Raw genomic sequence first — 12,629 nt, 5'->3', positions numbered from 1 at the left:
GTTCTCATGGAAACACCCGGCACGGTCTCCCGTGCCGGGTGTTTCCGTTTCGGGGCCATCTCGATTGCCGCAGTGACGCGGCTTGCGAACGATGACGTTCGTCAGCCGGCGCGGCTCGCCCTTGGCGTATGGTCGCGTTCCTCGAGTGCGGCTGCCCGTGCGTGTTCCGCCTCGGACTCCTCGAGTGCGATTTCGGCCGCGTCGAGCTGGATCTTCAGCTCGTGGATCGAACCCTGAAGATTGTCGGCACGCTGGCGGGCCGCCTTGGCGAAGGTCGGGTAGGCGAAATGGTTGACGTCGGAAATGCCCGCCCTCTTCTCTTCGCTTGCAATCTGGCTTTCCAGCTCCGCGGCCATGCGCTCGAACTCGTTCATCATCGTTTGTATCTGATCGAGCTGTCGTCGCTTCTCGCCGACCTGGAACGCCTTGAGCCGAACAAGGCTTTCCCGTGATTTCATGACGCAATACTCCCCACTGAGCGAAAACCCCTCGCCGTTCGCGTCGGCCGGAATGGCCGCCCTTGCCGACGTTCGATACCCGTACCGCGAGCCGATGCACGTCTAGGCTGCGCGCGGTAACCCTTCGTTTACGGGCATCGTTAATCATAGCGGGCATCGTTTAAGGCCCGGTAAATGCGAACGGCCGGATCGGCATGCTGGATTCCGCGAGTCGAAAGAGTCCTCTGAAGCTCTCGGTTGAAGTACTGGTTGAAATTTCAGAGCAAAAGATTCCTATGAAAAATCAGTGTTCTGATACCGAATTTTAAGAGTCGCGGAAAGCTTGCACAGCAAGATGAGGATTTGTTAACCATTGGGTGGCAGCCTCGTGTTCAGGCAACGACTGGATCCGTTTCGCGTAAGGGGGCCGAGCTCTTTCGGGCGGCGGAAAAGGGGAAGATTATGCGTGTTCTACTCATCGAGGACGACGGCGCCACGGCGCAGAGCATCGAGTTGATGCTCAAATCCGAAAGCTTCAACGTCTACACGACGGATCTGGGCGAAGAGGGCGTCGATCTCGGAAAGCTTTACGACTACGACCTGATCATGCTGGACCTCAACCTGCCGGACGTCTCCGGCTACGAGGTGCTGCGTACGCTCCGGGTCGCGAAGGTCAAGACGCCCATTCTCATCCTCTCCGGCATGGCCGGGATCGAGGACAAGGTGCGCGGGCTCGGCTTTGGCGCCGACGATTACATGACGAAGCCCTTCCACAAGGACGAGCTCGTCGCCCGCATCCATGCGATCGTCCGCCGCTCCAAGGGGCACGCCCAGTCGGTCATCACGACCGGTGATCTGGTCGTCAATCTCGATGCGAAGACCGTCGAGGTCGGCTCGCAGCGGGTGCATCTGACGGGCAAGGAGTACCAGATGCTGGAACTCCTTTCGCTGCGCAAGGGGACGACGCTGACCAAGGAGATGTTCCTCAACCATCTCTACGGCGGCATGGACGAGCCGGAACTGAAGATCATCGACGTGTTCATCTGCAAGCTTCGCAAGAAGCTCGCGACCGCTGCCGGCGGCAAGAACTACATCGAGACCGTTTGGGGCCGTGGCTACGTGCTGCGCGAACCCGAAGAGACGCAGGTCCTCGCGAGCGCCTGACGTCGGGCGCCGCTTCCAGGCTGCGCCACCGGCGCGGCCTCACTCCGATTTCCGAAAATTTTCAGGACGCTTCGCAGTTCGCCGCGGCGATCGGGCCGCTTCGACAGAGCAGCGATCGGGCCGCTTCGACGGTGCGGCGATCAGGCCGCCTCGACGTAGCGGCCGAAGGCTTCGGCCAGGCTGTCCCGGTCGAACGGCTTGACGAGAAAATCGTCCGCGCCGGCGCGTCGCCCGGCCATCATGTGCTTGAGGTCGGCCTTCACCAGGCAATAGTAGATGCGCACGCCCTCGCCGCCTTTCATGGCGCGAACGCGCGTGATCGTCTCGACGGCGTCTTCCATTCCAGCGTCGAGGATGATCGCATCCGGCAGACGTCTTGCGCACAGGTCGAGGGTCGTCGACGACGAACTCGCCTCGGCGACGAGGAACCCCATTCCGTTCAGGATGCGCTTGCCAACCTTGCGGATGACGGCGGAATCGTCGACGATCAGCATACGCTGCATAACAGCCTCCGTATGACAGGCTTCTCGCTGGCGACCTTCAGGTCACGGCCCGTTCTGCGGAATGAGCATGCATCGTCGGGCTCAAGATTTCGTAAGCGAACAGGTTTAACGAAGGGTTCGCGGTAGTCGCCGGAGCGTTGCGACGCCGGTCGCGGATAGCCCGACGGCGATCCGGTCGGGTCGTTCGGACGCATCCCGCGACCCGATCGGGAAGCATCGTCACCGCGCGTGGCATCGATCGGCACGGGTTCCGTTCGGAACCCTGCTGAAGCGTCCCGTTCTGCGCATCGTCCACGACGCCGGACTGGATCAGTCCGGCTTGAGAGCGCTCAAGCGCTCGTGGCCTCCGCCATCTCCGCCTTCAGGACGATCTCGCCCTCGCCCGGCTCCACGAGGATCGTCATGCCGCTCTCTTCGGCAAGCAGCACCGTGTAATAAGGCTGGACCGCGTGGGCGTCGACATCCTCTTCGAGCTCGCCGGAGAGGATCTCGCTGAACTTCGGCGGCACGCGGCACATGCGCCCGCTGGCCGTCAGACGGAAACGGGGATCCGTCTCGGGGTCCTCGATCTCGATATCGATCGTGCCGCCGCGCGGAATGGACCCGTAAGCGACGAGGAAGAGGTTGAGGAGCAGCTTGACGCGATTCTTGGGGACGATGGCGCGCGGTCCGCTCCAGCTCACCTCCGTCTTGCGATCGGCGCCGACGAAGTCGCGCACGACGGTCTCCGCCTCGCCCGTGTCGATCGAGGCACCGGCCGAGCCGGACGCGCCGAAGGCGAGCCGGGCGAATTTCAGCCGGACGGAAGCGTTATGGGCGCTCGAACGGACGAGTTCCAGCGCTTCTTCGTCCGTGCCGCCCTCTTCGAGCAGTTCGAGGCCGTTGTTGATGGCGCCGACCGGCGAGATGATGTCGTGGCACACCCGGCTGCACAGGAGTGCGGCCAGATCCGCCCCCTTGAGGGTGAGATTGGCATTGAGCGGCATGGCCTCTTCCTTCGCGAGACGTTCGTTGCGGTGCGGGCGCGCGCGGACGCGATCGGTACATGCGTGTGCCATGCGCGACGGCGCGAGCGGGCGGATACCCGATTCGCCTGACGCATACTGACACGATCCGTGGTAAACCGCCTATTAAGGCGCTGCCGGCAATATCGGGGTCGATCCCCCGCATGATGCGGGAGACGGCTTTGTCGGAGGTCACCGATGAGACTGACTTGTTCAGCGTTCAGATCGACATCGATCGCCGCTTTCGCCACGCTGGCGCTTGCGTGTTCCGCCGCCGCACCCGCAAACGCCCAGGAGCCGGTCAATTTCGGCTCGCAGAACGCCGGATCCGGCGCGCCGGCCGGGGGCTATGCCAATCAGGGCGCCTACGGCAGCCAGGGCTCCTATGATGGCCAAGGCACCTATGACGGCCAGGCGCCGACGGGCGAATATTCGCCACAGGAAATCGTCGACGCCGGCAACACCTTCTTCGGCCGCACCTCGCAGGGGCTCGCCAAGCTTCTGGAGCGCGCATTCGATCGCTACGGCCAGCCGAACGGCTACATTCTCGGCCAGGAAGCATCCGGTGCCTTCATCGGCGGCCTGACCTACGGCGAAGGCGAGCTCTACACCAAGAACGCCGGCTCGCGCACGCTGTTCTGGCAGGGACCGCATGTCGGCGTGGACTACGGCGGCTCCGGCTCGCGCATCATGGTGCTCGTCTACAACCTGCCTGCCGTCAACAGCGTCTTCGGCCGCTTCGCCGGCGTCAGCGGATCGGCCTATCTCGTCGCAGGCCTCGGCATGAACGTGCTCGCCCACGACCGCGTCATCATGGTGCCGATCCGCACCGGTGTCGGCGCGCATCTGGGCATCAATGTCGGCTACCTGAAGGTAACGCCGACGCCGACCTGGAATCCGTTCTGAGCAATTGCTCCGTCGTCCCGGCGCGCGGGCCGTAACTCCCGCACGCCGTGTGGCGCCCGTGGGCGGCGACGCTTGCCGCACCGTGGCAGGCTGTGATTTATGAGCCCCCGAAGGGGCTGAACAGGCATGGGGGCAAGAGCCCGACGATGGTGCGCGCGTGATCCAGTATGGCCTTGTCTTCGCTCTCGGCTTTTTCGCTGCGGCGCTCCTCGCGCTGCTCATCTCGCCGATTCTCCATCGGCGGGTGGTGGTGCTCACCGAGCGGCGCATGCGCGACACGATCGCGCTGACGGATTCCGAGGTGCGCGCCGAAAAGGACGCAGCGCGCGCCCGTTATGCGGGTGAAAACCGGCGCCTCTCGGTGATGCTCGCCGAAGAGCGACGCCGCCGCGAGACGACTGCCGGCGAACACGCCCGCCTGAAGGACGAGTTCGCAAAGGCGCGTCGCCAGCTGCGCGAACTCGATGGTCGGATCGGCGAACTCGTCGATGCCGGCGCGCGCATTTCCGCCGAGCTCGGGCAGGAGCAGGAGCACGGGGCGAGCATGGAAAACGATGTCACCGAGGCCCGCCACGACGGCGAGGCCAAGGCGCGGCGCATCGACACGCTCGTCACCCAGCTCGGCAATCTCAGCGCACGGATCGAGGAAATGCGCATCGAGATCGCCACGCGCGACACTCGCATCGAGACGATGCGCAGCCAGATCGACAGCCTGCGCACCGACCGACAGCGGTTGCGCGACGATCTTCGGCGTACGGAAACCGAAGCGCACCCGCAGACCGAGCGCGAAGGCGAAACGCAAGAACGGCCCGACGAACAGGTCGACAGGCCGCGCTCGCTCGACGGCCGGCTCGCCAGCCGTATCGCCGAGCTTTCGGACCGCGAGGCGGCGCTCGAACGCAGGCAAAACGACGACAGGCGTTCGCCTGCGACCGCTACGACAGATCAAATGGATGAATCGCGCGAGGAAATCTCCGCGGCCGTCGATCTTTCACCCGAAAAGCCCTCGGATATCGAACGGACCGAAACCATCGAGCAGACGCTGATGCGCGCCGAACGGGCCGTCGGCGACCTGATGGGCGGCAGATCGGAGCGGACGATGGATCGAACCGCGACCGGGGCCGCGATCGGCCACCGGGTTGAACGCCTGCGCAAGCGCCATGCCGCCCTCGTCGACGCCCTCGGCCGCGAGCGACAGGGCGAAGACGACCAGCAACTGCGCGAAGAGATCGCCGAAATCGCAGCGATGATGGTCGACCTGACCGCGCGCCGCGAAGGTGCGGCATCACCCATCCACGGCATTCTGACGCGCCCGGATGCTCAGGATGCGACCACGCATCCGAGCCTTGCCGAACACATGCGCCGCCGCATCGCGGAACGCAGCGAGGAAGAGGGCTGAGAGACGGCCGTCACACACCGAGGCGGCCTCGCGGATCACCGCTCCCGAAACGAAGAATGGATCGGTAGCGCGTTCGAAGCAGCCGACGCGGTGTCGAAGCACATTTCGATCCGATCGAATCGGGTACGGCGCTCTATCCGTTCGCCTCGTGCATCGTTTGCGATGCCGGACTGGACCAGTCCGGCGGGGAACCGCGCTAGCGGCTGCGTTTGCGCTGCTTGGCCGGTGGTTCCGGTTCGTTGGCCTGCGCTTCGATCCGCGCATCGCGTAGACGGCGCGTCTTTTCGATCCGCGCGGCGTCCTCCCGGTCCATGATTTCCCGGGAAATGCGATCGGTGGTCGCGGTCTTTGCTTCCTTGCGCGCGCCGGACGTCGGCGGCGATGCCTTGCTCGACATTCCACTTCCTCCTTGCATCGACCGGAAAGCTGAAACCGCCGGCCGAGATCGGGTGCGGCGGCCAATTCGGAGCCGCCGCTCTGGCATCGATTTTGAAGAAGGAAGGGGCGGGAAACGCCGAAACAATCATCCGCGACAAGATCGATCCCCTCCAAAGTAGGGCGCACGGGGACCATTGCAACCTCTACCGTTCAGACGCCCTTTCGCAGGTGCAGCAAAATACGTCTTGCGCTCGGCGCGTTCCTTCCATATACCATCCACATGGATGGAGAAGATGATGTCGAACGAACCTGTACGCCAGCGTGACCGCCTTCCCGAAAGCGAGAAGATCACGATCAATCTCGGCCCGGTGGACCTCGGGCGCATCGATCTTCTCGTGAACGAAGGCTTCTACGCCAATCGAAGCGACTTCATCCGCACCGCAATCCGGAACCAGCTCGCCAACCACGAGGAAACGGTCAACCGGACGCTCGACCGACACACCATGGAGCTCGGGCTGCGCGAATACACGCGTGCCGATCTCGAAGCGGTTCGCGACGCCGGCGAACGGCTGCACATCAAGGTCGTGGGCCTGGCGCGTATCGCCGGCGACGTTCCGCCGACGCTGGCCGAAGCGACCATCGCGTCCATCACCGTACTCGGATCGCTGCAGGCAAGCGCCGAAGTCAGGAAAGCACTTTCAGGCCGTATCCGTTAAACCGATCCATTCAAGGACCCCTCCGATGTCATCTTCCTTCAACGCCGCCATGCGGCAGGCGCTCGACCACGTGCGTGCACAGGATCCTGCCGCTGCAACCGAAACCATCCGCCGCGCTCTCGCCGGACAGACTGCGAGCGCCGCACCGGCGAACGATCGCGATCCGCCCGCTCGGCATCCGCAAGGACCGAGCGCGGATCATTTGAAGACGATCGAACACGATGCGCACGAGCCGATGCGTCGTGCGTACACGGCGAAGCCAAAAGAGACCGGCGGCAGGCCGGACGGTTTTGCCGGGGCGAACGCCGCGAAGGCATCCCGTGCGAGACGGCCGCTCAAGGAAACGGTCGACGGTCTCGCCGCGAGCGCGAAGCTCCGCGCAGCCTTTTCCGGCCTGCCGGGCGCCGCGCGGCGCACCGAGCCCGACTTGCCCGATGGCGCCGCGTTCCATGCCCGCAGCTTCGATTGCCCAGCCGGCACGCGCACCTACCGGCTTTACGTGCCGGCCGCGCTTTCGGGCCGGGCGGCCGGCCTCGTCGTCATGCTTCACGGTTGCCGGCAGACGCCGGAGGACTTCGCGCTCGGCACGCAGATGAACCAGCTCGCAGAAGAATACGGGCTCGTGATCGCCTACCCCGAACAGACCAGCCGCTCGAATGCTTCCTCGTGCTGGAACTGGTTCAACCCCGGCGACCAGGCGCGCGATGCGGGCGAACCCGCCGTCATCGCCGGCATCACCCGGGAAGTCGCTGCCGAGTTCGGCGTCGACCGCGCACATACCTTCGTCGCGGGCCTTTCGGCCGGCGGTGCCATGGCGGCCGTCATGGGCGAAACCTACTCGGACCTCTTCGCCGCCATCGGCGTGCACTCCGGGCTTGCCTTTGGCTCGGCGAGCGACGTCGCATCGGCCTTCTCGGCCATGCAGGGCAAGGCGCCCGGTCGCTCCGGCGGCAAACCGCGCACGGCATCGGCGAACCCGGTACGCACCATCGTCTTCCACGGCTCGCGCGACACGACCGTCAGTCCGGTAAACGCCGCACATATCGTCTCCGCCGCCACCGGCGCCGACTATGCGGCGAAGGAAGAGACGCAACACGCGGTGAACGGACGTTCCGCCAGCTGCAGCCGCGTTCGCGATGCGAACGGCAAGGTCCGCATCGAATCCTGGTTGGTGGACGGTGCCGGACACGCATGGTCGGGCGGCAACCCCGCCGGTTCCTTCACCGACGGCCGCGGCCCCGACGCCTCGCGCGAGATGGTTCGCTTCTTCCTCGAGGCATAGGGCCTGCGAACGCCACTCGCCGTGATCGGCCTTCCCACCCCATACCGATCACGGCGTCCCGGCGTTTCGGTCTCCATTCGAGCGATCGACGAGACAGGCGGCGTCCAGAACGAGGACATCACGGTAGCGGCCTTTTTCACAGGCCGCGGCATAGCGGGAAAGCGCACTCGGCCCGCTTTCGCCTGCCCGGCGTTCCCGCTCGGTAAGGTTCTTGCCGAAGAAGCCGCGAAAGTCGGCGGGGATTTGCGGTTTGCTCAGCGTCTGGCTGTGGACGAGCAGACGGTCGAGCCCCAGCGAACGGATCCGGTCCGCGAGCACGACGGGATCGTTCGTGAGCACGATGTCGCGGACGGCGTTCATGCGTGCCTTCAGGTGCCGGAAGTAGCCGAGCTGATAGGCGATCGCGAGTTCGCGGCTAAACAGTGTGGAGCGCTTGGTCAGGACGGGCGAAAAGTCGAGGTCGCCGACGAAACCGCCGACGACCGCATCTTTCGGCAGGGCACGGATGGCGGCGATCAACGCAGGATCGCGCGGCGCGCGCAGCGACGGCTTGACGACGGAAACGAAGACGAAGGCGAAAAGCAGCATCGCGCAACCGGTAGCGAAGACCGCTATCCGACCGGAACGGGTTCCCCGCACAATGCGCGGCCCGGCGATATCGCGGAGCCATTCGAACGCCAGCGGCCAGGTGACGAGACCGGGCAGGATGAGGAACGGGCGCGTATAGCGGCTCGGAAGATGCAGTTCGAAGAGCACCATGGCGGCGATCGAACCGCCGACCAGGGCGCTGACGACGATGTAAATCGGCAACGCCGAGGCGAGACGCCCCGTTTGCGACGTCGCCGGCCGGGCTTCTTCGGACGGGTCGCGCATGCGGGCGAACATACGCAGGAAGAGCACGACGGGGCCGAGGAGAACGGTGCCGATCAACCAGATCAGTTTCGGATCGGCAGGTCCCGTGCAGTCGCTGCCGACGATCCCTGCCCTTGCCCCGCTGAACAGACCGGCACGATCGCCGCACACGACATCCACCCTGCCGGCCGGCGTCAGGACGTTGTCGCGCCCGGTTGCGGAAAAGACCGGCATGTCCTTCGCGTCGGCAAGTGTCGCCGTCGGACCGAACGCGTCGCTGTGAAGGATGAACGGCGCGACACCGGCGACGGTGCATAACGCGGCGAAACCAACGATTGCGATCCGGAGTCGGCTGAAATCGAACATCGGACGCCGCCACGGCGTGAACAGGCTGAGTCCGACGACACCGCTCGTGGTGAGCGCGACTTGCGGATAGGTCGCCGCGAGGAAGAACTGCGCCACGCCGGTCTGCAGGATGCGACCCCGCGCAAGGCCATCCAGCACGGAGAGAAAAAGCAACGGCCAGAAGATGCGCGGTGTCGGCGAAACCGAATGGCGAACGCAAAAGTGCAGGACCGTGACGGCGGCTGCGAACCCGATGATCGGCTCGGCGCCGATCGCACGTACGAAACGGTAGGCCAGCCACGCGGTGGGCGGAAAGAGGAGCGCCGGCAGGATGCGGGCGAAGACCAGGGGTTCGATCCCGAGCCACCATGCCGCCCGGTAGACGGCACGAAACGCCCATGGACTGACCGAGGACCAGAAGTCCGCCATGAGATCGCCGTTCAGAAGGCCCGGATCGTCCCACCGGCCCATCCACGACAGGAACATGCGCGCATCGTCCTCGACGATACCGTGCGAGGCGAATGCTGCGACTAGGAAGACGACGCACGAGACGATGCCGGCAGCAAGGGTGAGGCCCAGCCAGAAGCGATCCTCGTCGCGGCGAGCGAGCCGTCCGGCGACGAAACTTGCGGCACGGTCGAGCCGGGAGGCCCCGCCCGCCGATACCGTCACGGAAGGTTTCCTTCCCCGGTTTTGCCGGCGGAGCGAAAGCGGCGCAACTGCGCGATGCCGGAGAGTTCCGCGATGAACGGGGCGCCGGCGACGGCTGGAATGACGTAGCGCAACGTCGCGAGAATGCCGAGGAGCGCTGCGGCAGCCGGGGTCAGGTAACCGGCGTAGAAGAAGACCAGCGCCGCGTCGCGGGTGCCAATACCGGCGAAGGTGAACGGCAGCAGGCCGACGAGGATGGAAAGCGTGGCGAAGGCCGCGTTCTTCAGAAGCGGCACGTGCGCATGCAGGGCGTGCGCGAACAGCCAGAACTGGAAGAGATGGCCCGCCCATATGCCGAGCGAGAGCGCGATCGTCGCGATGGCACGGCGCGGCCGGTGCCAGAACCATGCCGAGGCCTCGCGCCAGCCGGCCTCGAAGCCCGTGACGAGCCGCCTCAGGCGCGTCGGCATCCACCGGCCGAACGTGGCAAGAAGGAATGGCATGAAGGACAACGGCAAAATGACGAGGAGAAGCAGGAGACAGAGCCCGCCGACCGGCACGAGGAAGACGAGCATCGCCGGATGATCCGTCCCGACCTCGATCAGACCGAGCACGCCCCAAACCAGGAGCGACATCATGTCGAGCATCTTTTCGAGCACGACGATGGCGAAGGCGACGCCCGGGCGGAACCCGTGGCGGCGCACCAGCACCTCGCTCTTGGCAAGATCGCCGAGCTTGGAGGGAAGAACCATGTTCAACGTGCTTGCGGCGAGGATCAGCCGGTTCGCTTCGAGAAAACCGATGCCGTCGACCACGAGCAGCGTGAACCGCCAGGCGGTAAGCAGCGCAAGCGGCACGACCCAGGCGATCCCGAAGGCGAGCCAGACGGGGTCGGCGCTGCGCGCGGCCCGCACGATCCCGTCGATATCGACGAAGGCGTAGAGCACGGCGAGGATGCACGCACTGACCACCAATCCGATGAGCTTCTTCACGATGCCTCCGCCGTCAAGGGACGCGAGACGACCAGCGTTTCGTCGTCGCCGAGGGCTTCGAGCCTTTCCGTGAGGTCGAAGAACGCGACGCGCTGGCTCGGTGCGTAGACGCGCGCCATGATCGTCGTCATCGCGGTCTGGTGCGAGGAGATCCCGATGCGATCGACGTCGCCCCATCCCTTATGACTGGTAATGCGATCCTCGACACGCCATTCGTCCGCCTCACGCACAAGATGCCGCTCGAATGCATAGGGAGCGGCCTTTTTGCCGGTAACGAGCACCTTTTGCAGGAGGCGGCGGACGAGATCGGGGAAGAACCGGCCGAAACCCAGCATCAGAATGCGCAGGATCACGTTCTTGACCGGCGTCAGTCGGGCCTCCTTGCCCCAGCTCATCTCGCCGGAAACGACGATTCGGTGGTCCTCCACGCGGTAATCCGAACCCGGCAGACTGCAAACGGCCGCCTTGCCGGCCGCACGGTCTCGAAGCGTGACGCCCGTATCGCTCGCGACGAGCGCGCCGTCGCAAAACGCCTTGAGCACGCCACCGCGGGAAAGGGCTGCGACGAGCATGTCGCCGTCCGCGCGCTCGACGAACAGGCTGCACCCTTCGAAGACGCGCCGGCCGTCCTCCACCGAGGCGTATTCGGGTTCGCCTTCCTCGAAGCGATCGTGGCGCAGCGCCTTCAGCGTGAGGAGCCAAGACCAGAGATGATGACCGATGATGTGGTCGTCGGAATAGCACGGCGCCCTGCCCTCTACGAGCGGGCGAAGGGCGAGGTCGTTCACCTTCAGGGCAGCAGGATACCAGGCACCGGCAATTTCGAAGCCGTGCGGGAAGAAGTTCAGTGTCGAACGGCTCGAATATTCGCCGCCGACGGTGCCGTCCGGATGAACGAAATGGGCCAGGAAATCCACCGCGCGACGGATCGCCGGCCGCAGATCGAGGTCGGGCCGGCGCCGGTCGAGATCGGAAAGCAGACCGATCGTCAGCGAAAGGTAGCCGAGATCGGCGCCGCCATATTCGTCGAACCAGCCTTCCTCGTGCTGCCAGGAGACGAGGCGTTCGAGCCGTGTGCGCATCGCCTCCTCGAACCCTTCGTTCGGAAAACGTGCGTGCATCTGCGCCAGGCACGAAACGATGAGCGCTTCGTGGTTGGAAAGCCGGCCGCTCTCGCGGTGGGTCGCAAGCCAGCGGGCGCGACGCTTCAGGAAGGCTGCGACCTGCGGCTCCGGCGCGATCTCCATCGCCTCCAGCGCACCGAGAATGGCGAAAAGGGAGAAGGCGGCGGCGCCGGCGGCACGCTCGAAGGGGTAGTAGTCGTCGCACGAACCGTCCGCATGGGCCGAACGGGCCGCATAATCGATGGCGGCCATCACTTCGTCGCGCAGCACTGGATCGCGGTAGTAGGGGTTGCCCGGTATGTCCGGCATGGACCAGACGAGGGCGAGCGGCAGGACGAATTCCTGCGACATGCCGCAAGGGAAATCGAGAATGCGATAGTGCCAGTAGGCACGATCGAAGCAGCCATAGGTCGCGCTCACGGGCGTGCGGTCGAGAAGCGTGAGCAGCTTCGGGATTTCGGCGAGTACGGCCTTGGCGATCCCTTCGCGCATCGCTTCGGTTTTCATTCCGCCGACTTTCTGGGCCATCGAAGGTTCGCCGGCCGCACCCCGTTCATTTCCGGTCATTCGACATTCGATCTCCGCACTTTGGTCCTTCCGGGATGCCGGGCATAACGGTGTGCGGCGGAACGCCGGGGGTTCGGCTTTCTCCCCGTCCGAGGACGGATCTGGCGGGCGAGCATTCGGGAGCGGTCCAGTTTGCGGTTGACGGCATTTGCCGATCGAGGGCGACAGCTTCACCTACCCGCAGATCGGCGGACTTGACAATCGTTGACCTTGAACTCGCTCGTAGAATACGCCTTCCTCTCCCCAATGGGTCGTTTTACCGATGTGCGTATGACGAGCGCATCGCTGCTCGACATCGCAGCTAAGAGC

At 65.0% G+C, this 12,629-nt stretch carries 12 protein-coding genes; 5 read left to right on the top strand and 7 right to left on the bottom strand.

The features are described 5' to 3' along the window. Positions 1-101: 101 nt before the first annotated feature. The gene (locus FJU11_RS00770) at positions 102-458 is read right to left on the bottom strand and encodes a flagellar export protein FliJ (RefSeq protein ID WP_141165095.1); all 357 of its coding nucleotides are present in this window, start codon (positions 456-458) and stop codon (positions 102-104) included. Between the two features lie 441 nt (positions 459-899). Here FJU11_RS00770 and ctrA point away from each other — a divergent pair, with 441 nt between their 5' ends. Further along, complete coding sequence (gene ctrA / locus FJU11_RS00765) at positions 900-1,601, top strand: response regulator transcription factor CtrA (RefSeq protein WP_141165094.1); 702 nt, start codon at positions 900-902, stop codon at positions 1,599-1,601. A 140-nt stretch (positions 1,602-1,741) separates the two neighbouring features. On the opposite strand, the gene FJU11_RS00760 is transcribed toward ctrA, so the two are convergent. Continuing rightward, complete coding sequence (locus tag FJU11_RS00760) at positions 1,742-2,104, bottom strand: response regulator (RefSeq protein WP_141165093.1); 363 nt, start codon at positions 2,102-2,104, stop codon at positions 1,742-1,744. Positions 2,105-2,433: 329 nt separating this feature from the next. Then, complete coding sequence (chpT, locus tag FJU11_RS00755) at positions 2,434-3,090, bottom strand: histidine phosphotransferase ChpT (RefSeq protein ID WP_141165092.1); 657 nt, start codon at positions 3,088-3,090, stop codon at positions 2,434-2,436. A gap of 216 nt (positions 3,091-3,306) precedes the next feature. On the opposite strand from chpT, the gene FJU11_RS00750 reads away from it, so the two are divergent. Together FJU11_RS00750 and FJU11_RS00745 are read left to right on the top strand one after the other, a co-directional pair. Further along, complete coding sequence (locus tag FJU11_RS00750) at positions 3,307-4,014, top strand: DUF1134 domain-containing protein (protein WP_141165091.1); 708 nt, start codon at positions 3,307-3,309, stop codon at positions 4,012-4,014. Positions 4,015-4,171: 157 nt separating this feature from the next. Further along, positions 4,172-5,413, top strand: a complete 1,242-nt coding sequence (locus FJU11_RS00745; protein WP_141165090.1) for a hypothetical protein — start codon at positions 4,172-4,174, stop codon at positions 5,411-5,413. 196 nt (positions 5,414-5,609) lie between these two features. On the opposite strand, the gene FJU11_RS00740 is transcribed toward FJU11_RS00745, so the two are convergent. Then, positions 5,610-5,810, bottom strand: coding sequence for a hypothetical protein (locus tag FJU11_RS00740; RefSeq protein ID WP_141165089.1), 201 nt, complete (start codon positions 5,808-5,810; stop codon positions 5,610-5,612). 277 nt (positions 5,811-6,087) lie between these two features. On the opposite strand from FJU11_RS00740, the gene FJU11_RS00735 reads away from it, so the two are divergent. Both FJU11_RS00735 and FJU11_RS00730 read left to right on the top strand, forming a co-directional pair. Next, positions 6,088-6,507 (top strand): CopG family transcriptional regulator, encoded by a 420-nt coding sequence (locus FJU11_RS00735; RefSeq protein WP_141165088.1) that lies wholly within the window; start codon positions 6,088-6,090, stop codon positions 6,505-6,507. A 25-nt stretch (positions 6,508-6,532) separates the two neighbouring features. Further along, on the top strand, positions 6,533-7,789 hold the full coding sequence (locus FJU11_RS00730; RefSeq protein ID WP_141165087.1) for an extracellular catalytic domain type 1 short-chain-length polyhydroxyalkanoate depolymerase: 1,257 nt from the start codon (positions 6,533-6,535) through the stop codon (positions 7,787-7,789). Between the two features lie 48 nt (positions 7,790-7,837). Here FJU11_RS00730 and FJU11_RS00725 read toward each other — a convergent pair whose 3' ends face one another. From FJU11_RS00725 to FJU11_RS18225, 3 genes are read right to left on the bottom strand one after another with little or no spacing between them, the layout of a single operon-like run. Beyond that, the gene (locus FJU11_RS00725; RefSeq protein ID WP_141165086.1) at positions 7,838-9,658 is read right to left on the bottom strand and encodes a hypothetical protein; all 1,821 of its coding nucleotides are present in this window, start codon (positions 9,656-9,658) and stop codon (positions 7,838-7,840) included. Next, positions 9,655-10,629, bottom strand: a complete 975-nt coding sequence (locus FJU11_RS00720; protein WP_181407986.1) for a lysylphosphatidylglycerol synthase transmembrane domain-containing protein — start codon at positions 10,627-10,629, stop codon at positions 9,655-9,657. The genes FJU11_RS00725 and FJU11_RS00720 overlap by 4 nt, the downstream gene beginning before the upstream one ends. Then, entirely contained in the window at positions 10,626-12,260 is a 1,635-nt protein-coding gene (locus FJU11_RS18225) for a hypothetical protein (RefSeq protein ID WP_181407985.1), read from the bottom strand. The genes FJU11_RS00720 and FJU11_RS18225 overlap by 4 nt, the downstream gene beginning before the upstream one ends. Positions 12,261-12,629: the final 369 nt, after the last annotated feature.

The sequence above is a fragment of the Pararhizobium mangrovi genome, assembly GCF_006516965.1.
Taxonomy (GTDB): Bacteria; Pseudomonadota; Alphaproteobacteria; order Rhizobiales; family Rhizobiaceae; genus Pararhizobium_B; species Pararhizobium_B mangrovi.
The sequence above is the reverse complement of the archived record's forward strand: the minus strand, read 5'-3'. Positions and strand labels throughout refer to the sequence as shown.

Coding starts and splice junctions, on each gene's coding strand:
- ctrA (WP_141165094.1), top strand. CDS start 900: ATGCGTGTTCTACTCATCGAGGACGACGGCGCCACGGCGCAGAGCATC.
- FJU11_RS00750 (WP_141165091.1), top strand. CDS start 3,307: ATGAGACTGACTTGTTCAGCGTTCAGATCGACATCGATCGCCGCTTTC.
- FJU11_RS00770 (WP_141165095.1), bottom strand. CDS start 458: ATGAAATCACGGGAAAGCCTTGTTCGGCTCAAGGCGTTCCAGGTCGGC.
- FJU11_RS00735 (WP_141165088.1), top strand. CDS start 6,088: ATGTCGAACGAACCTGTACGCCAGCGTGACCGCCTTCCCGAAAGCGAG.
- chpT (WP_141165092.1), bottom strand. CDS start 3,090: ATGCCGCTCAATGCCAATCTCACCCTCAAGGGGGCGGATCTGGCCGCA.
- FJU11_RS00740 (WP_141165089.1), bottom strand. CDS start 5,810: ATGTCGAGCAAGGCATCGCCGCCGACGTCCGGCGCGCGCAAGGAAGCA.
- FJU11_RS00730 (WP_141165087.1), top strand. CDS start 6,533: ATGTCATCTTCCTTCAACGCCGCCATGCGGCAGGCGCTCGACCACGTG.
- FJU11_RS00760 (WP_141165093.1), bottom strand. CDS start 2,104: ATGCAGCGTATGCTGATCGTCGACGATTCCGCCGTCATCCGCAAGGTT.
- FJU11_RS18225 (WP_181407985.1), bottom strand. CDS start 12,260: ATGAAAACCGAAGCGATGCGCGAAGGGATCGCCAAGGCCGTACTCGCC.